Annotated in this window: 26 protein-coding genes; 14 read left to right on the top strand and 12 right to left on the bottom strand. The window is 62.1% G+C overall.

Annotation, left to right across the window (positions count from 1 at the left end; genetic code table 11):
* Positions 1–8: 8 nt before the first annotated feature.
* The 6 genes from QMA15_RS17230 to QMA15_RS17205 all read left to right on the top strand — a co-directional run bounded on the left by QMA15_RS17230 (position 9) and on the right by QMA15_RS17205 (position 5,372).
* Complete coding sequence (locus QMA15_RS17230) at positions 9–635, top strand: SMI1/KNR4 family protein (RefSeq protein ID WP_042953173.1); 627 nt, start codon at positions 9–11, stop codon at positions 633–635.
* Positions 632–1,732, top strand: coding sequence for a galactose-1-phosphate uridylyltransferase (gene galT / locus QMA15_RS17225; protein ID WP_172932700.1), 1,101 nt, complete (start codon positions 632–634; stop codon positions 1,730–1,732). The genes QMA15_RS17230 and galT overlap by 4 nt, the downstream gene beginning before the upstream one ends.
* Entirely contained in the window at positions 1,732–2,862 is a 1,131-nt protein-coding gene (gene galK, locus QMA15_RS17220) for a galactokinase (protein ID WP_279163464.1), read from the top strand. Before galT ends, galK begins: the two co-directional genes overlap by 1 nt.
* Positions 2,863–2,981: 119 nt before the next feature.
* The gene (locus QMA15_RS17215) at positions 2,982–3,431 is read left to right on the top strand and encodes an Rrf2 family transcriptional regulator (protein WP_003943059.1); all 450 of its coding nucleotides are present in this window, start codon (positions 2,982–2,984) and stop codon (positions 3,429–3,431) included.
* A gap of 31 nt (positions 3,432–3,462) precedes the next feature.
* Positions 3,463–4,656, top strand: coding sequence for a globin domain-containing protein (locus QMA15_RS17210; protein WP_060937831.1), 1,194 nt, complete (start codon positions 3,463–3,465; stop codon positions 4,654–4,656).
* A 92-nt stretch (positions 4,657–4,748) separates the two neighbouring features.
* Positions 4,749–5,372, top strand: coding sequence for a LysE family translocator (locus tag QMA15_RS17205; RefSeq protein WP_019745753.1), 624 nt, complete (start codon positions 4,749–4,751; stop codon positions 5,370–5,372).
* A gap of 2 nt (positions 5,373–5,374) precedes the next feature.
* Here the strand turns inward: QMA15_RS17205 and paaK are convergent, their stop codons facing one another.
* The 9 genes from paaK to QMA15_RS17160 all read right to left on the bottom strand — a co-directional run bounded on the left by paaK (position 5,375) and on the right by QMA15_RS17160 (position 13,027).
* A complete protein-coding gene (paaK, locus tag QMA15_RS17200) occupies positions 5,375–6,676 on the bottom strand; it encodes a phenylacetate--CoA ligase PaaK (RefSeq protein WP_019745754.1) in 1,302 nt (433 codons plus the stop codon).
* 41 nt (positions 6,677–6,717) lie between these two features.
* Complete coding sequence (gene paaE / locus QMA15_RS17195) at positions 6,718–7,797, bottom strand: 1,2-phenylacetyl-CoA epoxidase subunit PaaE (RefSeq protein WP_019745755.1); 1,080 nt, start codon at positions 7,795–7,797, stop codon at positions 6,718–6,720.
* A gap of 4 nt (positions 7,798–7,801) precedes the next feature.
* Positions 7,802–8,260 (bottom strand): 1,2-phenylacetyl-CoA epoxidase subunit PaaD, encoded by a 459-nt coding sequence (gene paaD / locus QMA15_RS17190; RefSeq protein ID WP_044480149.1) that lies wholly within the window; start codon positions 8,258–8,260, stop codon positions 7,802–7,804.
* Between the two features lie 50 nt (positions 8,261–8,310).
* On the bottom strand, positions 8,311–9,228 hold the full coding sequence (paaC, locus tag QMA15_RS17185) for a 1,2-phenylacetyl-CoA epoxidase subunit PaaC (RefSeq protein ID WP_279163463.1): 918 nt from the start codon (positions 9,226–9,228) through the stop codon (positions 8,311–8,313).
* Between the two features lie 28 nt (positions 9,229–9,256).
* Positions 9,257–9,574, bottom strand: a complete 318-nt coding sequence (gene paaB, locus QMA15_RS17180) for a 1,2-phenylacetyl-CoA epoxidase subunit PaaB (RefSeq protein WP_020909477.1) — start codon at positions 9,572–9,574, stop codon at positions 9,257–9,259.
* A complete protein-coding gene (paaA, locus tag QMA15_RS17175; RefSeq protein WP_007730621.1) occupies positions 9,571–10,539 on the bottom strand; it encodes a 1,2-phenylacetyl-CoA epoxidase subunit PaaA in 969 nt (322 codons plus the stop codon). Before paaA ends, paaB begins: the two co-directional genes overlap by 4 nt.
* Before the next feature lie 92 nt (positions 10,540–10,631).
* Positions 10,632–11,417, bottom strand: a complete 786-nt coding sequence (locus tag QMA15_RS17170; protein WP_020971122.1) for an enoyl-CoA hydratase-related protein — start codon at positions 11,415–11,417, stop codon at positions 10,632–10,634.
* Positions 11,418–11,444: 27 nt separating this feature from the next.
* Positions 11,445–12,302 carry a 3-hydroxyacyl-CoA dehydrogenase family protein gene (locus tag QMA15_RS17165; protein ID WP_019745760.1) on the bottom strand — a complete coding sequence of 286 codons (858 nt, stop codon included), beginning with the start codon at positions 12,300–12,302 and terminating at the stop codon, positions 11,445–11,447.
* Complete coding sequence (locus QMA15_RS17160; protein ID WP_031330720.1) at positions 12,299–13,027, bottom strand: enoyl-CoA hydratase/isomerase family protein; 729 nt, start codon at positions 13,025–13,027, stop codon at positions 12,299–12,301. Before QMA15_RS17160 ends, QMA15_RS17165 begins: the two co-directional genes overlap by 4 nt.
* 107 nt (positions 13,028–13,134) lie before the next feature.
* Here QMA15_RS17160 and QMA15_RS17155 point away from each other — a divergent pair, with 107 nt between their 5' ends.
* From QMA15_RS17155 to paaI, 4 genes are all read left to right on the top strand, one after another.
* A complete protein-coding gene (locus QMA15_RS17155) occupies positions 13,135–13,746 on the top strand; it encodes a TetR/AcrR family transcriptional regulator (RefSeq protein ID WP_019745762.1) in 612 nt (203 codons plus the stop codon).
* A gap of 88 nt (positions 13,747–13,834) precedes the next feature.
* Positions 13,835–15,877 (top strand): phenylacetic acid degradation bifunctional protein PaaZ, encoded by a 2,043-nt coding sequence (paaZ, locus tag QMA15_RS17150; RefSeq protein ID WP_279163462.1) that lies wholly within the window; start codon positions 13,835–13,837, stop codon positions 15,875–15,877.
* Positions 15,878–15,883: 6 nt separating this feature from the next.
* On the top strand, positions 15,884–16,195 hold the full coding sequence (locus QMA15_RS17145) for an EthD family reductase (protein ID WP_003943191.1): 312 nt from the start codon (positions 15,884–15,886) through the stop codon (positions 16,193–16,195).
* Between the two features lie 66 nt (positions 16,196–16,261).
* Positions 16,262–16,630 (top strand): hydroxyphenylacetyl-CoA thioesterase PaaI, encoded by a 369-nt coding sequence (gene paaI / locus QMA15_RS17140; RefSeq protein ID WP_279163543.1) that lies wholly within the window; start codon positions 16,262–16,264, stop codon positions 16,628–16,630.
* 18 nt (positions 16,631–16,648) lie between these two features.
* Here the strand turns inward: paaI and QMA15_RS17135 are convergent, their stop codons facing one another.
* Entirely contained in the window at positions 16,649–18,424 is a 1,776-nt protein-coding gene (locus tag QMA15_RS17135) for a CocE/NonD family hydrolase (RefSeq protein ID WP_279163461.1), read from the bottom strand.
* A 96-nt stretch (positions 18,425–18,520) separates the two neighbouring features.
* Entirely contained in the window at positions 18,521–18,967 is a 447-nt protein-coding gene (locus tag QMA15_RS17130) for a cupredoxin domain-containing protein (RefSeq protein ID WP_047890232.1), read from the bottom strand.
* Between the two features lie 149 nt (positions 18,968–19,116).
* On the opposite strand from QMA15_RS17130, the gene QMA15_RS17125 reads away from it, so the two are divergent.
* Positions 19,117–19,578, top strand: a complete 462-nt coding sequence (locus QMA15_RS17125; RefSeq protein ID WP_223258041.1) for a hypothetical protein — start codon at positions 19,117–19,119, stop codon at positions 19,576–19,578.
* A gap of 7 nt (positions 19,579–19,585) precedes the next feature.
* Entirely contained in the window at positions 19,586–20,725 is a 1,140-nt protein-coding gene (locus QMA15_RS17120; protein WP_021345861.1) for a cation:proton antiporter, read from the top strand.
* Here QMA15_RS17120 and QMA15_RS17115 read toward each other — a convergent pair.
* The gene (locus QMA15_RS17115; protein ID WP_020971129.1) at positions 20,709–21,470 is read right to left on the bottom strand and encodes a DUF2127 domain-containing protein; all 762 of its coding nucleotides are present in this window, start codon (positions 21,468–21,470) and stop codon (positions 20,709–20,711) included. The genes QMA15_RS17120 and QMA15_RS17115 overlap by 17 nt on opposite strands.
* 75 nt (positions 21,471–21,545) lie before the next feature.
* On the opposite strand from QMA15_RS17115, the gene QMA15_RS17110 reads away from it, so the two are divergent.
* Both QMA15_RS17110 and QMA15_RS17105 read left to right on the top strand, forming a co-directional pair.
* The gene (locus QMA15_RS17110; RefSeq protein ID WP_279163460.1) at positions 21,546–22,352 is read left to right on the top strand and encodes an alpha/beta hydrolase; all 807 of its coding nucleotides are present in this window, start codon (positions 21,546–21,548) and stop codon (positions 22,350–22,352) included.
* Between the two features lie 287 nt (positions 22,353–22,639).
* A complete protein-coding gene (locus tag QMA15_RS17105) occupies positions 22,640–23,764 on the top strand; it encodes a GGDEF domain-containing protein (protein WP_279163459.1) in 1,125 nt (374 codons plus the stop codon).

The following is a 23,764-nucleotide window of genomic DNA, read 5'->3' as shown; positions in this document are numbered from 1 at the left end:
TAAAGCCCATGAGCGTTGCAAACGAATGGAGCCGAATCGAAGCGTGGTGCCGTACACACGCACCGGTGACGGCTGCAGCGTTTCAGCCAGGGCTCGGTGACGCCGTTATCGAGGAATTCGAAGCGTCGACCGGCGTCACGTGGCCCCAGGAACTTCGCGAGCTGTATCGGGTGCACAACGGCAGCCTGACCCACGACGACCGGACCGGGCTCTTTCTCGGCAGCGTGCTTCCCGACAAGTTCTTCTACCCCATCGACGTCGCAACCGAAGTTCGACTCACTCTGCTCGAAACGTGGGACGAGACGATCTACGAGAATCCGGACCTCTACGCGGAGGACGAGATGGATCGACACGATCAACGCGACGCAGGCACTGCCGCAACCATGTTCATCCCCTCGTTCCTTCCCTTTGCCGGACTGGACGAGTACCACTACTTCGTGGACACACGAAACGGCGCACTCCATCATTGTGTGACCGAGTATGCGTCGGACGCCACTGACAACGGCGGTCCGATCTGGGCGTCCATCTCGGTCATGTTGGGCGCCCATGCCGCAGCGTTGGAAACAGGATCCACGATCGGAGTGTGGAAACCCGTTGTCAGCAAGGGTGTTCTGGAATGGGAAGTCGACGCATGACACCCAAGCCGGATCCGACCCGTCGTACCCTCGCCGACGGGCGTCAGATCTTCTACTTCGACGATGCCGGCCGTACCCGCGCCCACTCTGCGCGAGATTCCCGCGAATTGCCGGCTCTCGACCACTCGTCTCGGATGAGGTTCGACGTTCTCACCGGGGAGTGGATCACCATGGCATCGCATCGCATGACACGGACACATCTCCCCTCCGCCGCCGAATGCCCGTTGTGCCCGACCAACGAAACACGCACGCCCACAGAGATACCCGACGGAGACTACGACGTCGCGGTGTTCGAGAATCGGTTTCCGAGCTTTGCCGCGGCACCCGAGGAAGCCATTGACGGTCCCGGAGACGGTGTGGGTGATCGCCCAGCTGTCGGCCACTGCGAAGTGATGTGTTTCTCGAGCGATCACACGGCGTCCGTCGGCGAGCTTCCACTCGAACGCATGCGTACGATTGTGGGTGCATGGATTTCTCGGACCGAAGAGTTGTCGGCGGATCCGGTTGTGGAACAGGTGTTCTGCTTCGAGAACCGCGGCGAAGAAATCGGGGTGACACTCACCCATCCACACGGACAGATCTACGCATACCCGTATGTCACGTCACGCACCCGATCGATGTTGACGCAGGCGGACAAACACTTCGAGCGCACCGGTCGCTCACTGCTCGCCGATGTTCTGGCGTTCGAGCGCGAGGACGGGACCCGGTTGATCTACGACGGCGATCACTGGAGCGCCTACGTCCCGACCGCCGCACGATGGCCCATCGAGATTCACCTGGCACCGCACCGAGACGTCCCGGACCTTCCCTCGTTGAACGACCAAGAGCGCGAAGAGCTTGCGGTCGTTTACCAAGATCTCCTGCGCCGTATCGATCGCTTCTATCCGGGCGTCGATCGGGTACCGTACATCGCGGCCTGGCACCAAGCTCCCGTCCGCATCGACCGACCTCTGGGTCGACTGCATCTTCAGCTGTTCTCGATCTTGCGCGCACCAGGCAAGCTCAAATACCTCGCCGGGTCCGAGTCCGCCATGGGCGCCTGGGTGAACGACACCATTCCTGAGGCAGTCGCGGCCCGCCTACGGGAGTTGAAATAGTGGATACCGTCTCGAAACCATTTGTGCTCCAACAGTTTCATGACGCCTATGACTATCCGGCAACCGGAGCCTGGGCGGCACCCGGTCGAGTCAACCTGATCGGTGAACACACGGACTACAACGGTGGATTGTGCCTACCGGTCGCTCTCGAGCAGCGAACGCTGGTTGCGGCCGCACTGCGCAGCGACGGGGTCGTCCGCGTGCACAGCCGGCAGTCCGACGAGACATACACCGGGCGCCTCGGCGACATCGCAGCAGGATGGGCCGCCTACCCCACAGCCGTTCTGTGGTCTCTTGCGCGCCGAGGCCTCCCGCTCGGAGGAATCGATCTGGCAGTCGACTCGTCGGTACCGGTCGGGGCCGGGCTGTCGAGTTCCGCTGCCCTCACCTGTTCGGTTGCGTTGGCCGTCAATGAACTTCACGATTCACCATTCACCCGCGAAGAACTGGTACAGGTGTGCATCCAGGCGGAGAACGACGGCGTCGGCGCACCGACCGGTGGGATGGATCAATCCATTGCCCTCTTTGCCCGACCCTCGACTGCGCTCCTGTTGGACTGCCTGGACGGATCCACCGAACCCATCCCTTTCGAACTCCACGGTGCGGGGTACGAACTGATCGTCATCGACACTCGGGTCAAACACTCGCTCGCAGACGGACAGTACGGGTTGCGACGCTCTCAATGCGTCGATGCAGCAGCAGCTATCGGCGTCGGCAGCTTGCGAGAGGCTTCTGCAGACCAAGCCGAGACAGTGCGAGACCCGATCCTCCGGGCGCGGGCACGGCACGTCGTGACCGAGATCGAACGGACACGGAAGACCGCAGAACTTCTGCGCAGCAACAGATTCAGCGACGTCGGCGAGCTGTTCGACAACTCCCACGCGTCGTTGCGCGACGACTTCGAGGTCTCGTGTGAAGAACTCGACGTCGCCGTTGCCGCAGCACGACGCGGCGGCGCGATCGGTGCGCGGATGACCGGCGGCGGATTCGGAGGTTCGGCCATCGCATTGGTTCCGGAAGGAAGTCATGCGGAGGTCATCGCGTCGGTGAGCCGCGACTTTGCGGCGCGGGGTTGGCGAGCACCCCACTTTCTCGACGTCGTTGCCGGGGGTTCGGCCGCCCGCCTCTGAGCGAACGGCACGTTCAGCGCACTGGAGGCGCCGAACGTACCGTTCGCCCTGGTTGGGACCCCTCGAGATCCCCCTCACATAAATAGTCATCTCAGATGCGAATTATGTAGGTTCAGATCATGCAACTGACGCAGTTCACCGATCTGGGATTGCGCGTCGTCATGCGGTTGGCCGTACTCGACGCGGATGCCTCCCCCAGTACCCGGGATGTTGCGCAGCAGCTCAACGTGTCGTACTCCCATGCCACCAAGGTGGTTACACGGCTCGGTGAGCTTGGCATCGTCACAACCAGGCGTGGTCGCGGCGGTGGGCTTTCCATCACCGAACTCGGACGCACCGCCACCATCGGCTGGCTGGCCAGACGCCTCGAAGGCCCGGGTGAAGTCGTCGACTGCGAAGGCGACAAACCGTGCCCACTTCGCGGCGGCTGCCTCCTTCGGAGCGCTTTGCGCGAAGCACAGGAAGCGTTTTTCGTTTCACTCGACGCGGTCACGATCGAAGACGTCATCCGGCAGCCGTCCAAAACTGTCCTGCTACGCCTCACCACCCGGAGCGACGAAGCAGGCTGATCAATCGAATTTCGACCGAACGGAGCAGCTCATGCTTTCCCCACAGTCAACCGAGGTCATTCGCGCCACCCTTCCCGTGGTCGGCGCCGCCATCGGCGATATCACAACCCTGTTCTACCGCAAGATGTTCGACGCACATCCTGAACTCGAACGTGATTTGTTCAATCGCGGCAATCAGAAACAGGGCGAACAGCAGAAGGCTCTCGCCGGCGCCATCGCGGCATTCGCGACGCTTCAGCTCGAGCCGGACAGCGCCAAGGTCGATCTCATACTCTCACGCATCGCGCACAAGCATGCGTCGCTGGGAATCACGCCCGACCAGTACGCAATCGTGCACGAACACCTCTTTGCCGCGATCGTCGAAATACTAGGCGATGCAGTCACTCCCGACGTCGCAGCAGCCTGGGACGAAGTCTACTGGCTGATGGCGGAAACCCTCATCACGATGGAGCGTGGCCTCTACCAACTCGCCGGCGTCGACGCCGGTGACGTCTGGCGCACGGTCAGGATCAGCGAACGAGTTCTTCAGTCCGCCGATACCGTCTCCCTGACGCTCACTTCGCTAGACGGCAGTGCACTCCCCACCTTCGCACCCGGACAGTATCTTTCGGTCGGGGTTACGCTGCCCGACGGCGCTCGCCAGATCCGCCAATACAGCCTGTGTTCGATACCGAGCAGCGCAGACTGGCGGATCAGCGTCAAGCGAATCTCCGGTACTCCTGATGGCGAAGTGTCGAACTTCCTCTACAACAACGTATTCGAAGGTCAGGAACTCTCCGTCACCACGCCTTTCGGTGATCTCACCATGCCGGATGACAACTCACCTCTCCTACTCGCGTCGGCCGGAATCGGTTGCACACCGATGATCGGGATGCTCAATCATCTCGTGGACACCGGCGCCGAGCGTTCGGTCTCTGTCATTCATGCTGATCGATCCATCGCGGACCATGCTCACCGCGCGGAACTCAGCACACTCGTCGACAAGATTCCCGCCGCAACTTTGCATCGTTGGTACGAGGATCTCGGCACGCACGTGGCGTTCGGATCTGTTCACGAAGGACGGGCGGATTTGCAAGACATTGCAGTGGAGCCCGATACCCAAGCCTTCCTCTGCGGGCCGATGCCGTTCATGTTGGCGATGCGCGCATCGTTGCTCGAAAGGGATGTTCCGGCAAAGAATATCCACTACGAGGTCTTCGGGCCCGACAGCTGGGCCAACACCTGAGCGGACCACTGCCTGCGAACTGGACCTTGGCGCGCCACGGTAATCCCTTGTGTACTCGACGAAACATACGTACCGAGTAGTGGGAGACCGACATGATCACGTCAGCGTCGATGACGGGAGTCGCGCTGATAGCCCTGGCGATGGTTCTGACACCGGGCCCCAACATGATCTACCTGGTGTCACGCAGCATCAGCCAGGGCCGCCGGGCAGGCTTGATCTCGCTCGGCGGAGTCGCAACCGGTTTCCTGGTCTACCTCGCCGCCACGTGCGCTGGACTGACAGCGGTTCTCTTCGCCGTACCCACGGTGTTCACCGCGGTGAAAATCGGCGGCGCCCTGTATCTGGCCTATCTCGCCTGGTCGACGCTCCGACCAGGTGGAAAGTCCGCCTTCGAGGTGGGCGAAGTCGACCGCCACGGTAGCGGCCGTCTGTTCGGGATGGGGTTAACCACCAATCTGCTCAATCCCAAGATTGCGCTGATGTACGCGGCCCTGATCCCCCAGTTCGTCGATCCCACTGCGGGCCCGGTCTGGCAACAGGCACTCGTACTCGGCGGCGTGCAGATCCTGGTCGCAGTCACCGTCAACGCGTTGATCGTGTGCTGTGCGGCGGCCGTGTCGACCTTCCTCGTGGCACGTCCGGTATGGATGCGGGCTCAGAAGTGGCTAGCTGGTGGCATTCTCGGAATCTTCGCCACCCGCATGGCCCTGGAGTAGTTTCAGTCCTTCGGGCGTTGGTCGATCAGCCGACGCGCTTTACCGATCGAGCGTTCGAGTCCGCCGGGTTCGAGAACGTTTACCTCGACCGTGACACCGATCTTGTTCTTCACCAGCTTCTGCAATGCAGACGACGCTGCCGCATGGTCCGAAATTGCCGCGTCGGGGCGAGCCTCGACGCGCACTGTCAGGGTGTCCATACGACCCGGACGCTCCAGCACACACTGGAATTGAGGCGCGAGGGCGGGGACCGTCAGGATCAGTTCTTCGATCTGTGTGGGGAACAGATTGACCCCACGCAGGATGATCATGTCGTCGGTCCGGCCGGTGACCTTCTGCATCCGTCGCATCGAGCGCGCCGTCCCTGGCAACAGACGGGTCAGGTCCCTGGTCCGGTAGCGAATGATAGGCAGCGCTTCCTTGGTGAGCGAGGTGAAAACGAGCTCACCTTCCTCCCCGTCCGGCAGCACCTCACCCGTGACCGGATCGATGATCTCCGGGTAGAAGTGGTCTTCCCAGATATGGAGTCCGTCTTTGGTTTCCACACATTCCATTGCCACGCCCGGGCCCATGATCTCGGAGAGTCCGTAGATGTCGACGGCGTGCATGTCGAGTTGTTGTTCAAGCTCGGTACGCATCTGTTCGGTCCACGGCTCCGCTCCGAAAACTCCAACCCGCAGCGAGGTTTTCGAAGGATCAATACCCTTCTTGATCATCGCATCCACGATGGTCAACATGTACGACGGCGTCACCATGATCGCGTCGGGTTCGAAGTCCTCGATCAGTTGGATCTGCCGCTCGGTCATGCCACCGGACATGGGAATGACCGTGCAGCCCAAACGCTCCGCACCGTAGTGTGCTCCCAACCCGCCGGTGAACAGACCGTACCCGTAAGCCACGTGCACCTTGTCCGAAGACCGCACGCCGCCGGCCGAGAGACTGCGCGCGATGAGATCGGCCCAGTTGTTCAGGTCGTTGCTCGTGTACCCCACCACCGTCGGGCGACCTGTGGTCCCCGAAGACGCGTGAATTCGCGAGACCTTGTCCTGGGGCACCGCAAACATCTTGAACGGATAGTTCTCACGCAGATCCGCTTTGGTGGTGAAGGGGAACTTCGCGAGATCGCTCAGATCCTTCAAGTCGCTCGGGTGGACGCCGGCGTCGTCGAAAGCTTTGCGGTAGTGCGGAACATTGGTGTACGCGTGCATCAGTGACCATTGCATCCGCTCGAGTTGGAGCGTCGAAATGCGGTCCCGGCTGGCAAATTCGATTTCTTGCGAAGTAGCAGTGGCGAGTTCGGTCATGATTGTCTCCGGTGGGCTCAGTGAGGGCGCTGTGCGGGCGGTCAGGCGTCGAAATCGACTGTTATCTGTTCACCGACAGGAAAGGTCTGGCAGGTCAGCACGAAACCCGCGTCGACTTCGTAGTCTTCGAGTGCGTAGTTCCTGCGCATCTCGACATCACCGCAGGTGACCTTGGCGCGGCAGGTTCCGCACACTCCGCCCTTGCACGCGAAGGGCAGATCCGAGCGGTACTGTTCAGCCGCATCGAGAATCGACTGGTCGCGTGGCAACGTCGCGGTGGTCGATCGACCGTCGAGAGTAATCGTCACCTCGCTGCTCGGTCCGACAATTCCGCGCTCACGATGCACTGCAACCGGCGGAGCGACGTCGTCGACGTAGAACAGCTCGTGATGGATGCGATCCTTGGCAATTCCCAAGCCGGCCAGCACTTCCTGGGCGTCGTTGACCATCCCGAAGGGGCCACACAACCAGAAGCCGTCGACTTGGTCGCACGGCACGAGAGAGGTGAAGATCTCACGCAACCGGTCGGCGTCGAGACGGCCCGAGAACAACTCGACCTCCCGCGGCTCGCGAGAGAGAACGTGAATGACGTCCAGGCGTGCACCGTACCGGTCCTTCAGGTCGGCGATTTCTTCGGCGAACATCACCGAACGAGTACGCCTGTTCCCGTACAGCAGGGTGACATCGGCCTCGGGGTTCGCCAAAAGTGTTGCAGCGATGGAAAGCATGGGCGTGATGCCTGAGCCCGCCGCGATCAGAACGTGCCGTCCACCCAGTGCCGGATCGGCGACAAAATTGCCCGAGGGGCCCTGGACGTCGATTTGATCCCCGGCCTTGACGTCGCGCACCAACCAGGTGGAGAAGAGTCCGTCTGCTACTTCGCGGACCCCCACACGTGGAGACGCCCCGACCGGTGCACAGATCGAGTAGGAACGACGGTGTTCGACGCCGTCGATCATCCGCCGCAGTGTCAGTGACTGCCCGGCGCCGAAATCGAATTGATCGGCGATATCGGCAGGCACGTCGAAGGTGACGGCAACTGCGTCGTCGCACAGTGATTCGACACCGGCGACCGTCAACGGGTGAAAGGGTTTGTTCCGGTTCGTCGTTGCGGTACTCATCTGTTCAGATCTCCTTCACGTGATCGAACGGCTCGAGGCAGTCGAGGCAGCGATACAGCGCTTTGCACAGGGTCGCACCGAATTCCGAACTCAGTCTGGTGTTTGCCGAACCGCACTGGGGGCAGAGGATGTCGCGGGGCTTGGCCGTCAACGTCAATGCGATCGGCCCCGAGGTGCGGCGCGGCGCTGCCCCCGGCACCGAGTACCCAGCCGTCCGAAGTTTCGCGAGCCCCTCCTCGCTGATCCAATCCGAACTCCAAGGCGGCGACAGTTGAGTCTTGATCTGGACGCTGCCGTATCCCGCATCGTTCAGCTTGTGCTCGATGTCGTCTCGCATCGTCGCCATTGCGGGACACCCGGAATAGGTGGGAGTGATTGTCACACAGACGAAGTTCGCTTCGACGTCGACCGATCGGATGACGCCGAGGTCGGCCAGAGTAAGCAGCGGCATCTCCGGATCCATCACCGAGGCGACGATCTCCTGCGCGGAAGAGACGGTGGTGGCAGCCACGGTCACCACACCCCTTCCGGGTGCTCCCGAGCGACGCTCTGCATTTCGGCAAGAAGTAGTCCCAGCGCCCCGGTGTGCAGTCCGGCACGTCCGCCGCGGCCGCCGACGAAACCGGAGAAACGTGAAGGCGGCTCTTCCATTTCGGCCGCATGGAGGACCTGGGCAAGAACAGCGTCGAACTCCGGCCGAACAGTACGCGGATCCACTCCGACGCCAACTTCCGCCAAAACGAGTTCGTCCTGAGTGGGAACAAAGAGTTCGTCCACGAACGGGAAGATCTCGAGCAAGGCGTCGGCCGTCCGACGCTTGGATTCTGCCGTGCCGGCGCCCAAGGTGACGACCCATCTTGCCGCGTAGTCGCGGTGATAGGTCAGTTCCTTGACACCTTTGTTCGCCACAGCTGCGAGAACCGGATCGCGCGACGTGCGCAGCCGATCGAACAGAGCCAGCCGCCAGGTCGAGAACACGAGTAGCCGAACGACCGTGTGCGCGAAGTCGCCGTTGGCGAGTTCCACCAGTCTCACGTTGCGGAACCCGAACTGATCACGAAAGAAGGCGAGCGCATCTTCGTCCGGCACCGGCGACGTATCGGAGATGAACGGAACCACAGTGGAATCGGCTGCTGCCGCGCGAGCCAGCAGCAGCCTGGCCTGCCCGATCAAGTCCAGGCCGACGTTGGCGAGAGCTACCTCTTCTTCGAGTTCCGGTGCTCGCGTGGACCATTCGGCGAGTCGCTGCGAACTGACGAGCGCGTCGTCGCCAAGCATGAGGCAGTAGCGCGCCAGCGCACCGAGATCGACATCGCCTGGCACCGTGGTGTCGACTCCGGCGAGGGGGTCGTCGAAGCTTGTTCCGAACGCCCACTGACCGTGGCCGTCACCGTCGACCAGGCCGTCGTAGGCACTGTCGTGATCGTTCATCTGTTGGTCCTCGAAGTCGAAGTGATTCTCACATGTGCGGAACGGAGTCCGGAATGTCGTAGAAAGTCGGGTGCCGGTAGACCTTGTCGCCGCTCGGCGCGAAGAACGGATCCTTTTCTGCCGGACTCGAAGCCACGATTTTCGCGGATGGCACGACCCAGATACTCACGCCTTCGTTACGTCTGGTGTAGACGTCGCGCGCGTGGCGTAGCGCCATCTGGTCGTCTGCCGCGCGCAGGGATCCGACATGCACGTGGTTCAGTCCGCGCTTTCCCCTCAGAAATACCTCGTACAAAGGCCATTCGCCCCGCACCTGATCGCCCTGTACCTGATCGTTCTCGCTCATGATGTTTCCCCAGTCGTGCGATCGTGCGCGAGTCTCTCGCGCTGTGCAAAGGCGTAGGCGGCGTCGCGAACCCAGGCCCCGTTGTCGTGTGCGGCTTTCCGATTGGTGATCCGCTCGACGCTCGCCGCTCCGTTGCCGCGGACCACATCCATGAATTCGCTCCAGTCCGGCTCACCGAAATCGTGTGCGCCACGCTCGGGGTTCCAGCGCAGGTCGGGATCAGGGAAGGTCACACCGAGTATCTCGGCCTGCGGTATCGACATGTCCACGAATCGCTGCCGCAGTTCGTCGTTCGTGTGCCGCTTGATGCGCCACTTCATCGACTGCTCGGTGTTCGGCGATTCGTCGTCCGGCGGTCCGAACATCATCAGAGCGGGCCACCACCATCGGTCGACGGCTTCCTGCACCATCGCACGTTGAGCTTCCGTGCCGCGCATCATTGTCGCCAACAACTCGAAGCCTTGCCGCTGATGGAACGATTCCTCCTTGCATACGCGGATCATCGCGCGCGCATACGGCCCGAAGGAGCTGCGGCACAGCGGAACCTGATTGCAGATAGCGGCTCCGTCGACCAGCCAGCCGATCACACCCACGTCGGCGTAGGTCAGCGTCGGATAGTTGAAGATCGAGGAGTACTTCTGCTTTCCCTCGATCAGTTTGGTGGTCAGATCGCCACGATCGGCACCGAGCGTCTCGGCCGCGGAGTAGAGATACAGACCGTGCCCGGCCTCGTCCTGGACCTTCGCCATCAAGATCGCCTTGCGTCGCAACGAAGGCGCACGGGTGAGCCAGTTTCCCTCGGGCTGCATTCCGATGATCTCGGAGTGCGCATGCTGGGCAACCTGACGAATCAGAGTCTTGCGGTAGCCGTCCGGCATCCAGTCGCGAGGCTCGATGCGCTGGTCTGCCGCGATCGTCTCGTCGAACAGGTTCTGCAGGTCTTGTGGAGCTTCCACGTTGGTCATCGTACCTACCTTTTATTACCGAATGATCGGTTGGTAACTAGTATGCACCGAGGTGTCCCAGCGCACAAGAGAATCTTTCGACGCACCAGAAATCAGCGGCCCTCGAAAACCGGCTTCTGCTTCGACAGGAAAGCCGTGACTGCGCCTTGATGATCTGCCGTGGAACCCAGCTCCACCTGCGCGTTCGCCTCCGCCTCCAGCGCCTGGGAAAGCCCAGGAGCAACGGCACGGATCAGCGATTTCACGTGGGCGAAGGCCGCGGTGGGTCCGTCGGCAAGCCGACGCGCGAGTACCCGAGCCTCAGCTGCGACGTCCTCGTCGGCCACCACGCGATGAACCAAGCCCCACTCCAGTGCGCTCTGCGCGTCGAACTTGTCGCCGAGCAACATCAGGCCACTGGCACGGCTGGGTCCGAGCGCGTGCACGAGCGCATGACTGAGCCCGGAGTCACTGGCCAGACCGATGCCGGTGAATGCCGTCGCAAAGCTCGCGCGAGCCCCCACGACCCGGATGTCTCCGGCCAACGCGATTCCCAACCCGGCCCCGACGCAGGCCCCACCGATACCCACCACTACCGGGACAGAGAGCGTCGACAGCGCCGTGACGATGGGGTTGTAGTGCGCGGCGACGGTATCCATCGCGTGCGCCGGATCAGCATCCAATGCTGCCGCGTGCTCGCCCAGATCCTGACCGACGCAGAAGTTCTTGCCTTCGGCGAGAATCAACACCGCTCGAACGCCTGCGTCCGCGCGGACCTGCAGCAACGCTTCGAGCAGCTGAGACTTCATTTCGCCGTTGACGGCATTGGCTGCCTCAGGCCGGTCGAGAGTGATTGTCGCCAAACCTCGCTCGATCTCCAAGCGGATCACGTCAGTCATCGATGTTCCTTTCGCAGGCAGTTCGGTTCAGCTCCATGTGTGAAAACCCTGTCCCGTCTTGCGCCCCAACTCGCCGCGAGCCACCTTCTCTCGCAGCAATGCTGGAGGAGTAAATCGATCACCGAGAGTGCTCGCGAGGTGTTCGGCGATCGCCAGGCGCACATCCAACCCGACCAGATCTGTCGAACGAAGCGGCCCCATCGGATGCCGGTACCCCAATTCCATGGCCCGGTCGATCGATTCCGCGTCCGCCACACCTTCTTCGAGCATGCGGATGGCTTCGAGCCCGAGACCGACGCCAAGCCGGCTGGTTGCAAAACCAGGTGAGTCGTTGACGAGCACCTCGGCCTTGCCGAGCATCGACACCCATGCCCGTACCGAGTCGACAACCTCGGGGCGGGTCTGAGGCGCCCGGACGATCTCGACCAACAGCGACGCCGGGACTGGATTGAAGAAGTGCATACCGATGAACCGGCTCGGATCCGTCAGCGCTGCGCCGAGTTCGGCGATCGACATGGAACTGGTGTTGCTGGCGATCACGGTGCGTTCTCCGGCAACGGTTTCCGCAGCGGCGAGCACCTCGACCTTGAGGGCCGCAATTTCCGGGACCGCCTCGACGATCAGGTCGAGCGACGGGGGTAAGGAGCTCACTGCGCCTACGACGCTCACGCGCGCGAGGACCGTCGCGGGATCCTGGTCGCCGAGTTTCCCTCGCTCGTGGGCGCGGTCGAGGCCGGTGGAAACACGCTGTAACGCTGCCTCGGCGTCGCCGCTCTCCGCGATGGTGACCGCCCCGCCGAGACCGGCGAACACCTGGGCGATACCTGCACCCATACGTCCACCGCCGATGACTCCGACGGTCTTCGGTGCAACTGCTTCAGTCATGATTTCTTCTCCAGGAAGGCCGTCATGCGATCACGCTTGTCCGAACTCTCGAACAGGACGGCTTGGGCGATGTCGTCGGCAAACGGATGCGATCCCGGCGCGTCGACGATGATCTTCGTCAATCGCAGTGCCAGCGGGGACAGTCGGGAAATACGGTCGAGCAGCCGATGCGCTGCGTCGACATGGCAGTTCGGTTCGGTCACCTCGACAACCAGGCCCGCTCGTAGCGCCTGCTCGGCGTCGAGGTTCCTGGCACCGAGGAGCACTTGCTTCGCGATCGAGACTCCGACGAGCTTCGGCAGCCGATAGCTGGCGCCGGCGGCTGCCATTATGCCGAGATTGGGCTCGGGATTACCGAAGACCGCCGTCGTTGTCGCGACGCGAATGTCACAGGCGTAGGTCAACTCTGCCCCGCCGCCGAGCGCATAGCCGCTCACGGCGGCCACGGTGGGCAGCGGGAGCTTTCCGATACGGTCGAACAGGGTCCGGTTGATACCCGCAAACGCTTCCTCTCGTCCGCGCGCTCGGAGCTCCGCGATGTCAGCGCCGCCCGCGAAGTGGTCTCCGCGCCCGGCAAGCAGGAGCAGCTTCGGATCCCGTTCGAGGCGTCCACAAACCTGATGCAGTTCGTCGATCATTTCCGCGTTGATCGCGTTGCGTTGCGCGGGCCTGTCGAGGGTGACCACGACGCGATCCTCGCGCTCGTCCACGTGCAGGGTGTTCACATTCGCTCCTTCTCGCTCTCTTACATTAATAACCGAACATTCGGTCGTTTGGCAAGGGTGAAAACGAGGTTGGTGCACAGCTTTGCCCGAACTGAGAAGATGGGGGCATGACTACGGCACGCCCCACTCGACGCACCGGCCTCCCCGGACGTCCCGGCTACGACCTCGATTCGCTCCTGGCCGTGGCCGTGAAGGTGTTCAACGACAAGGGCTACGACGGCGCCAGTATGGAGGTGCTCGCCAAGAAGCTCGGCATCACGAAGTCCTCGATCTACCACCACGTGTCCGGCAAGTCGGAACTTCTCGAACTCGCACTTTCGCGTGCCCTCAACGCCCTGTTTGCGGTCACGACCGAAGAAGGCGCCACCACCGGTCCGTACATCGACCGGCTCGAATACCTGGTCCGGCGCAGCGTAGAGGTGCTGGTCGCAGAGCTTCCGTACGTCACCCTGCTCCTGCGCGTCCGCGGCAACACGACGGTCGAGCGGGCCGCACTCGCCCGTCGACGCGAATTCGACAACTTTGTCGGAGGCCTCGTCTCGTCCGCCGCAGCGGAGGGAGACCTGCGCCCGGACATCGAACCGGCCCTCGCCAGCAAGCTGATGTTCGGCACCGTCAACTCACTGATCGAGTGGTACAAACCCCGAGCGGGCGAGTCCGTCTCCGACATTGCCGACGCGGTCGTCGCCGTCACTTTCGACGGACTTCGCAAGGCCTGATTCCAGGCAGTTCTGCCGAATCCTTGACAACGCGGCGTTACCGGGCGATCGTAATTACCGACCGAACGTACGGTGAGATGGAGTTGTCGTGAGCAGACTGTTGGAAAGCTATGTAGCCGGTCGCTGGTACGCCGCACCGGACGCAGGTACCCCGTTGCCGAGCGCAGTGGACGGATCGGAGGTGGCCCGGATCTCCGCAACCGGCGTCGACCTCGCCGAGATGGTTACGTACGCACGCGAGGTCGGCGGGCCTGCACTGTCTGCGATGACCTTCCATGAACGTGCCGGCGCGCTCAAGGCTCTCGCCCTCACGTTGATGGCAGGAAAAGCCGAGTTCTACGCACTCTCCACTGCCACCGGCGCGACGACGCGAGATTCCGGCGTGGACATCGACGGTGGATTCGGAACCCTGCTGAGCTACGCGAGCAAGGCTCGGCGCGAATTGCCCGACAGCACAGTCTTTCTGGATGGAAACGTCGAAGCTCTGGGCAAGGGCGGAACTTTCCTCGGGCAACACATCTATACGTCACGCCGCGGCGTCGCCGTACAGATCAACGCCTTCAATTTCCCGGTGTGGGGGTTCCTGGAGAAGCTGGCACCGGCATTCATCGCGGGTGTGCCGTCCATCGTCAAACCTGCCAGTTCCACGGCATATCTCACCGAACTCGTCTTCCGGCGCATCATCGAATCAGGCTTGCTCCCGGAGGGTTCCGTCCAACTGCTCTCCGGTAGTGCACGGGGCCTCCTCGATCACCTCGGCGGGCAGGACTCAGTGGCATTCACCGGATCCGCCGACACCGCCGCAACGCTGCGTGCTCACCCGAACGTCGTCGGCAAGGGCGTCCATTTCAATGCCGAGGCCGATTCACTCAACGCGTCGATCCTTGGCGAGGACGCCGTACCAGGAACGCCCGAATTCGATTTGTACGTCAAACAACTCGTCACCGAAATGACAGTCAAGGCGGGTCAGAAGTGCACGGCGATCCGGCGCGCCCTGGTGCCGGTCTCGCTGGTCGACGCCGTTGTCGATGCCGCATCCGAGCGACTGAACAAAGTGGTCGTGGGACACCCCGATGCCGACGGCGTCACGATGGGTGCGCTCGCCAGCATCGAGCAGCGCGATGAAGTCTTGAAATCCATTCGCGGTCTGACGAAGTCGGCAACTATCGTATTCGGAGACCCGGACAACGTCGACGTGATCGGTGCCGACGGCCAGTCAGGGGCCTTCCTTTCCCCTGTCCTTCTCCGGGCGGAAGAGAATGCGCACGAGGTACACGAGCTGGAGGCCTTCGGACCCGTCAGCACCGTCATCGGATACGACGGCATCGATCATGCGATCGAACTCGCGGCCCGTGGCGAGGGAAGCCTCGTCGCCTCGGTGGTCACTGCCGACACCGACATCGCACGTCGACTGGTGCTGGGCCTCGCAGCTTTTCACGGCAGAGTGCTCGTCCTGAACCGCGACGACGCCAAGGAATCCACCGGCCACGGCTCTCCCCTTCCTGTCCTCGTACACGGCGGTCCGGGCCGTGCCGGCGGCGGTGAGGAGCTGGGTGGCATCCGCGGAGTTCTACACCACATGCAGCGGACGGCCGTGCAGGGCACACCCGACGTGCTCACCGCGGTCGGCGAGCGCTGGTTCACCGGGTCAGCGCGCACGACCGGATCCGAACATCCATTCCGAAAGAGTCTCGCCGAGTTGAAGATCGGCGACACCGTTGTCGGCGGTCCGCGCCAGGTCACACTCGCAGACATCGATCATTTTGCAGAGTTCACCGGTGACACCTTCTACGCACACACCGATCCGGTGGCCGCAGCGGCGAACCCGCTGTTCGGCGGCATCGTCGCACACGGCTATCTGGTTGTCTCACTCGCTGCCGGTCTGTTCGTCGACCCGGCTCCCGGCCCGGTTCTCGCGAACTTCGGCGTGGACAGCCTCAGGTTCCTGACCCCGGTGAAAGCCGAAGACAGCCTGACGGTCACCCTCACAGCCAAGACCATCACACCTCGCAGCAGCGCCGACTACGGTGAGGTTCGTTGGGATGCCGTGGTGACGAACCAGGACAACGATCCGGTCGCGACATACGACGTCCTGACTCTGGTAGCCAAGACTCGCCCCGAAGGGAATTGAAAGCACATGACCTATCGAGTAGCAGTATGTTACGGACGCCCCACCGATCCGGAGGCTTTCGACAAGTACTACAACGAGATCCACGTCCCGCTCGCCAGCGCAGTGCCAGGACTCTCGGACTTCACGTTCAGCAAGTGCTCGACGCTTGACGGCTCCGATCCAGTCTTCTACGCCGTCGCCAACCTGGTGTTTCCCGATCTCGAGACGATGCAGAGCGGCCTGAAGTCCCCGGAGATGGGCGCCGCTGGAAAAGATGTCGCAAACTTTGCCACCGGCACAGTCGACATGTACGTCCAGGAAGTTGTCTCGGTCCTCTAGACCCCTGCAATTCTCCGATCCCACAGGAGTTGTCTCGTGAGTACAGGAAGCATCACCGCCAGAGAGATGTTCGACGCGGACCAGGCGTCGCAGGCACTCGGTATCGAGATTTCCGAGCTGGCGCCCGGTAGCGCAACCGTGACCGTCACCGTGGGCGAAACCATGGTGAACGGTCACGGAATCACACACGGTGGTTATGTTTTCCTGCTCGCGGACACCGCGTTTGCGCTCGCCTGCAACAGCTACGAGGATTCAGCCGTTGCAGCGCGCGCGGACATCCGATTTCTACGTCCGACCCGTCTGGGCGACACCTTGACCGCGGTCGCCACCGAGAAGGCACGAGGCGGTCGAAGTGGGATCTACGACGTGACCGTTCGCAACGGCAACACCGTCGTGGCCGAGTTCCGCGGCGACAGTCGAACCATTTCTCGCTGAAATTCAGCCCACGGTGTTTCAGCTCACGACGGGAAGTTCGAGGGGGCCGGAACCGTCGGCAAAGATCGTCACCGGCATACCTTGCAGTCCCCCACGGAAACTGATGTCGCCACCGGTGATCGCGAGACGCACGGAATGCCCTGGCTCGAATCGATGCACTATCGCCGGCATCGTCACCGGGACCGGCTGGGACGGATCACTGATGCGTATGGGCGCAATCAGTCCGTTGATCAGCGAGGAAGTTCCGTCCGGGGCCACGTCGTAGAGTTTCGCGAACACCACCGGCTGTCCGGGCGCCGCAACACGCAGCGTCACAGTGGGGGCTCCCACCACGTCCATCGCCTCGGTCATCGGCGCAGTGGTCCAGAGCGCCTCGGTTCCCGGAATCTGTGCATTCGGAATGTTTCCGGCCGGATTGATATTGAGCGGCTCTATGCCCGTCGGCAGCCCACCCGGTGCCGTGACGATCGTCTTCGGACCAGGTATCACCGGCGTGCCGTCCGGCAGCAGTCCCCCGTCAGCGGACAGATGGAAGGCGCGGGCGGTCCCGACATCGACGGTGTCGGACGTCGCGTATGCCGGCGCCGCGTTTCCCTCGTAGTCGATCCAGTTACGGAAATACGCGAATTTCGGTCCCGTCTCCGTGTTCTCGTCCTTGAGGTAGTGATCGAACCAGTCCATGAAGCGACCGGTTTCGTATTGCGCGTCTTCGTCGGGAGCGGAGAAGCTGAATTCGCCGGGCGCAGCGGCCAAATGGCTGTGCCCCCACGAATGCCAGATCATCTTGGCATCGACGCCACGATCCTTCAGCGCGTCGTAAGTCGCGGTTGCCTCGTTCAGATCGAACAGGGTGTCCTGTTGTCCCTGAGCAAGCAGTACTGGAATGTTGATCCGGTCGACGAACGACGAGACCGACGACGCTCGGAGCTCACTCACTACCTGCGGTCCGATGTCGCCGGTCACCACCGCCTCGGCGATCGCGTTGCACATGTAAGGGACGTAGTTCGGGCAGCCGGGTAGCCGTGCGGGATCTGCGATGTAGCCGTCCACACCGGGATTCGCGATGCCCGCGCCGAAGAGCAGCGATGCAAAGAGCACCTTCGCAGCTCCCGGCTCCGCTGTCGACACACCGGAGATGATTCCCGTGCTGTTGGGCGCCAGAGAATACGAGAGATCGTTCCAGGTGATCATGGGGATGATCGTGTCGATACGGGGATCGACACTCGCGGCGGCGAATTGAATCCCGCCGCCGTAGGAGCCACCCGTCATTCCGACCCGCGGGTCGTTCGTCGACGGTGCACCGGTGTGATCGACGGAGTCCTGTACCACCGCGGTGAGCGCCGGATAGGGCTGCGTCAGAGCCTGATCCGTGAAGGCAATCCCTTCTTGGCCGCCGAGGAAGCTGACCAACTGGGAGGCGGCGACGCCGTCGTACGCGGGAGAGTCGAGTGTGATCTTGCAACTCGAGCCACCGAAACCCAATCCCGAATACGTCAGTCCGACATACCCGTTCTCGGCGAAGTTCTGCAGCGCGGGAATCTGGTCCTTGTACGAACCACCGAACCCGTTGGTGGTCAGGATCGCGGGCGCTGGGTTGTCCGCATCGACGCCGTCGGGAACAAAAAGTTCACCGACGACGGTGCACGGCGTCGAGAGTTCAGGCCCGACATCGACCGAGAAGTACAGCAGCTGTGACGAATACGAGCCGTTCGGTGAATCCGCGAGCGCCGGCGGCGAAAAGCCGAGGGCACAAACCACGAGCGTGACGACACTGATCGCTATTCTCCGGCGCACCTGAAAACCGTACACCCGGATCTGTTCTCCACCAGCCTGATCGGGTGCGCGCCGCCGAAGTTTCCGGAGCAAAAGCTACACCGGACGGGCCGACCTCTACTTGACCGTCAAGGTGCCGCGCATACTCGGGTGGTAGGTGCAGTGGAACGTGTACGTTCCAGGCTCGTTCGGCACCGTGATTGTTTCCGTCTCACCCGCTTCGATGTCCTCGTTGAACAACCCTGCGGTATCGGACGTGACCGAGTGCTCGACGGTGTCGTTGTTCTGAATGGTCAGTACCTGTCCGGGCATCACCGACTCCGGCGTCGAATATCCGAAACCGCTGATCACGATTCCCATCGACGACGCTCCCGGCGTCGACATACCCAGAGGCATACTCGGCATCGACATACTGGTCGGCATGCTGGTCATCGCCATGCTGGTCATCGCCATGCCGTCGTGATCGGCCGAATCGTTGTCCGACGAATCGTTGTTGTCACTGCACGCGGTCAGTGCGAACACCGCCAGGATCAGCGCTGCGAGCACTGCGAGAATCCGCTTCATTGCTTCGCCTCCTGCTCGTTCCCCCGCAGTCTGCTGATTACCCGCCGCCTAGGGGGCCAAACAGCTCCGATGTGGTGCCTGCGGCGCTGATAGTGCACGATTTCTGCACCAGCTCCACTCGCGGACCGACACAGAAGGAAACAGCACAGATGGCCAAGAGCAAAACGTCGAAGGCAGCCCAGCCGAAGGCTCCCAAGACAGCAGAGCCGAAGGTAGCCGAGAAGGCTCCTGCCGTTCTCTGGAAGGACCTGCCGGACGAGCACGACTACCCGGCGGCCCGCGATTACCTCCAGTTGGGCGCGACACCGGTTCAGGTCCAAGCTCTCGTGTACGCCCTCAAGACGGCGACGCTGGTCTCGAAGAAGGCCAAGGACATCCTGCGGGCCGCCGGGCTACCCCTGCTCCCGGTCGACAACCCGCACGTTGCTGCCGACCTGTTGAAGATCCGCAAGGGGATCGCGCTGTCTCCGATCCTGCTGGTGCAGGGAGACTTCCGCGCCGGAGTACCGGCGCAGATCGCCGACGGCTACCACCGTGTCTGTGCGAGCTACCACGTGGACGAGAACACCGGCATCCCTGCAAAGATCGCTCCCTCGACAGTGACGTCGTAGGTCGTCGATGACCTTCGGCATCCTTGCCCTCGTCGCGCTGGCCGGCATCCTCGGTCCGCTGCTCGGCGCTCGCGTCAGTTGGCATGTCCCCGTGGTGGTCGGCGAACTTGCCGCGGGCGTCGTCTTCGGTGTCACCGGTTTCGGGCTGCTCGACTCTTCGGACCAGACTTTCACGTTCCTGGCCGATATCGGGTTCGCGCTCACGATGATGGTGGCCGGCTCACACGTCCCGGTCCGCGATCCGGCAGTTCGTGCGGCAATCGGCAAGGGTGCCGTTCGCTCGGTTGTCGTCGGACTCCTGTCGGTGGTTGCCGGCTACGGTGCGGCGACGGCATTCGGCACCGGTCACGCCGCGCTGTACGCGGTCCTGATCGCGTCGTCGTCCGCGGCGTTGATTCTCCCCATCGTCGATTCGCTGGGGCTCGGTGGAACCTCGGTTCTGCAGATGACTGCCCAGGTCGCGATCGCGGACACCGTCTGCATTGTCGCGCTGCCTCTGGTGATCGATCCGGACAATGCCCCTCGTGCCGGTGTCGGCGCATTGGCGGTGGCGGCGTGTGCGGTTGCCTTGTTCTTCGTACTGCGAGCCTTCCACCGGTCCGGCCATTGGCGAAAGCTCCACAAATTCTCGGAGAAACGAAAGTTTGCACTCGAACTCCGGATCAATCTGGTGATCCTCTTTTCTCTGGCAGCGCTGGCCTCCAGCACTCACGTGTCGATCATGCTCGCGGGCTTCGCCTTCGGACTGGTCCTGGCCGCAATCGGTGAACCCCGCCGCCTCGCCAAACAACTCTTCGCGATCACCGACGGCTTCTTCGCGCCTCTCTTCTTCGTCTGGTTGGGAGCGGCGATCAATCTGCGCGACCTCGTCACCCATCCGTCCGCCATCTGGCTCGGATTGGTCTTGGGTGGAGCAACTCTCGTGGTTCACGCCGCGATACGCGTCCTCGGTCTTCCGCTCCCGCTCGGCGTGCTGTCCGCCGCACAACTGGGAGTACCGGTTGCCGCAGTGACGGTGGGCACTCAATTGGGGGTGATGGGCGACGGTGAACCCGCAGCCATCCTCCTCGCCGCCATGATCACGATCGGGGCAGCAACACTGGCTGGTGCTGCCGCGTCGAAAGCCGGTCTCACGAAGCCTGTTTGACCGCGGCCCGCTCCACCGTCAGCAGGCTCTCCTCCGAATGTTCGGCGTGATACGCCGCGCCGCCGCCGCGGACACCGAATAGCCGCTTGCTCCAGATCAGCCACACGACGGCGGCGACGTTCACCAGCAGCAGCCCGGCCCTCAACCACGTGATCTTCTCGGTCAATTCGTAGATTTCGAGGGGCAGGAACAAGCTGGTCGCCACCACTGCGAAGTACTCGCCCCAGCGTTTGACCATCCACAGCCCGACGGCCTCGATCACTTGCAGGCCCGCGTAGACCAACAGACCGACCGCGATCCAGGTGAGCGTCGTCGCCGACAACGAAAACGCCTGCTCGATGTGATGGACCAGTTTGGAATCGTCGATGTTCCAACCCAGCTGGCGGGCCAATGGTCTGATCAACGGCAATTCGTTCTCGAAGGCGTCCTCGACGCGCCCCTTCGACGATCTGAGTTTGAACACCCCGATCGCCAGAAGAACCAACCCCAGAGCGCGGAACATTCTCTCGGTGGCAAGAAGTCGCATGATCAACCGGTCGCGAAGCAGCCGTCCCCGCGGAACCTCGGGAGCGGCGTCCGCCGGCCCGGACGCTCGCGGTGCTCCCGGAACGAAGTTGCCGCAACGTAGACACCGCCAAGCCTGTCCTACCGCTGTCTCCACATGAAGTCGATCCCGCAGCTCAGGTTCGTCCGGAGCGTAGGTCTCGTGACCGTGCCAACTGCACGAGCGCAATGCGAAGTCCACGAGTGAACTCTATGCCGCATATGCCCGGTAGCGTGGATACCCGCTGACCGTGCACTTCGAACGATGAGGATTCCGATGACAACCACCAAGATCGAAACCCGGCATGGCGTCATGGCAGTCGACGACAGTGCCACCGCTGGTTTCCCGGTTGTCTTCATCCACGGAAACTCGGCCAGCCGCTCCATCTTCCGTCATCAGGTCGACGCCGGCTGGGCGGGCGACTACCGCATGATCACTCTGGACCTGCTCGGCCACGGCGACTCCGAGGACGCGAGCGAACCCGAAGCCGCGTACACACAGAACGGTTACGCCGACGCCATCGTCGATGTTCTAGCCGAACTCGGCGTCGAACGAGCGGTTGTCGTCGGGTGGTCGCTCGGCGGACACATCGCCCTCGAGTTGATCGCGAAATTCCCCGGGCTCACCGGAGTCGTCATCACCGGTACGCCGCCGGCAAATCCCGAGACGCTCGGCGACGCATTCAATGCCGGCGACGGATTGTCCATCGGCGGCACCGAGGTCATCACCGCGCAGGAAGCCGAACTCTACGCACGGATGACCGCCGTTCCCTTCGAGCAGTCTGCCCTCGACGCCGCGATACGCACGGACGGGCGCGCTCGCAAGATCATGTTCGACGCATTCGGCGCGGGCCGCGAATCGGATCAGAAGGCTCTGGTTGCAACGGCGTCTGTGCCTCTCGCGGTGATCGACGGCGCCGAGGACCCGTTCGTGAACACTTCGTATGTCGCGTCGTTGACCTTCGCGAATCTCTGGGAGGGCACCTACCACGTGATTCCCGGTGTCGGGCACGCAGCGTTCTGGGAAGCACCCGAGATCTATAACCCACTGTTGCAGCGGTTCCTCGGCAGTTTCGCGAAATAACTGGAATTCTGAAATCCGGCTATCCGTCCCAACGAAATTTCGCCCACTCTGGGTCGTACTGGGTGTCGTCCTCGTCGCCTAGTGCATGAAAAGGTCTTGTACTTGAAAAGTCGGATAGCTCGGGACTATCTCCGCCAACAAGCAAAGCAGTGCCGACAACGCTCGAAACAAGCATCGAGTAAGCGCTCGACTCGGTAAGAGAACCTCTTCCCCGAAAAAAATCGAGCCGGTGGAACCGGTCGAACACAGATTTTCTCTTTACCTAAATTCAAGGCAAAATAGACAGCATGCCGAGCACTGTCATCGCCTCCGAAGGGCACAGTTCTTGGCAAACACTTCACGAATGGTTCAACGAACCACACGACTACGAGTGGATAAAGCACCAGAGATCCGGCCGAGCAATCATTCCGATCTTCCGAACCTTGCTCGGAATGATGACGATCATCTTCGGACTCTCCGCGTTCTACAAATTGATCGGCCCGGATACGCCGCCGACCACACCCGGCAAAGCACTTTCGATTTTCATGATCTGCACGTGTGTGGGAATCGCCGCATGCTGGTTCACACAACCATTTCCCGGACGCCGGGGGTTGCTTGCATTCGGGATATTCGCAGATCTCGGGATCGCGGCCGCAGTCCTTCTGGTGCCGGATCGCTCGTCCGCGACGTTCGGTTGCACCGTCTTCGCAGTCACCGGAACCTTTGCGACTCTTTTTGTCAGCGCAAGGTGGCTTGTCGCTCATGTCGTTTGGTCGACGACCATCACGACTACCGTTTTTGTTCTTGCCTATCTAGAAGGCGACGTCGATATCACGACGCTTCTGGCCCGTGGCACCGTTCTTTTCGGAGCTGTCACACTCGTTCCCATTTTTGCGCACCTGACCTGGCGCACTCTCTACCGCGATGCCCAGTATTCGGACCGCGATCCCCTCACTGGCCTGTTCAACCGTCGGGGACTGGAAGGAGCAGTCGGCGATCTCTTCGAGAGCACCCGAGACGATTCTTCGTCTCTCGCTTTCGTCGTCGTCGATATCGACAAATTCAAGACGGTGAATGATCTTCACGGTCATGCCGAAGGCGATCATGTCATCAGAAGAACCGCGAACCGATTGAGCACACATCTCGGCGAACACGGAATCATCGCTCGTACGGGCGGAGAAGAATATCTGGCTGTCATTGCCGGTGATCCCGAATCGACAACCCTGTTGATCGAAGGGATAAACGCGGCGCTGTCGGATTGTTCCGACGCGATCCCCACAACGGTGAGTGTCGGAGCTGTGATGATGACCGCCGAATCGAAGGCGTGGAGCGGCGGTGCTTCCGCAATCCTGGCGGCGACAAATGTCGCGGATTCGATGATGTATCAAGCGAAAGCGGCAGGCGGTAATACGATCCGCTCGGCTAAGATCTGA

The sequence above is a fragment of the Rhodococcus sp. APC 3903 genome (genome assembly GCF_030407755.1).
In the GTDB taxonomy this organism is placed as follows: Bacteria; Actinomycetota; Actinomycetes; order Mycobacteriales; family Mycobacteriaceae; genus Rhodococcus_F; species Rhodococcus_F erythropolis.
This window is presented reverse-complemented; position numbering and strand designations above follow the sequence as displayed.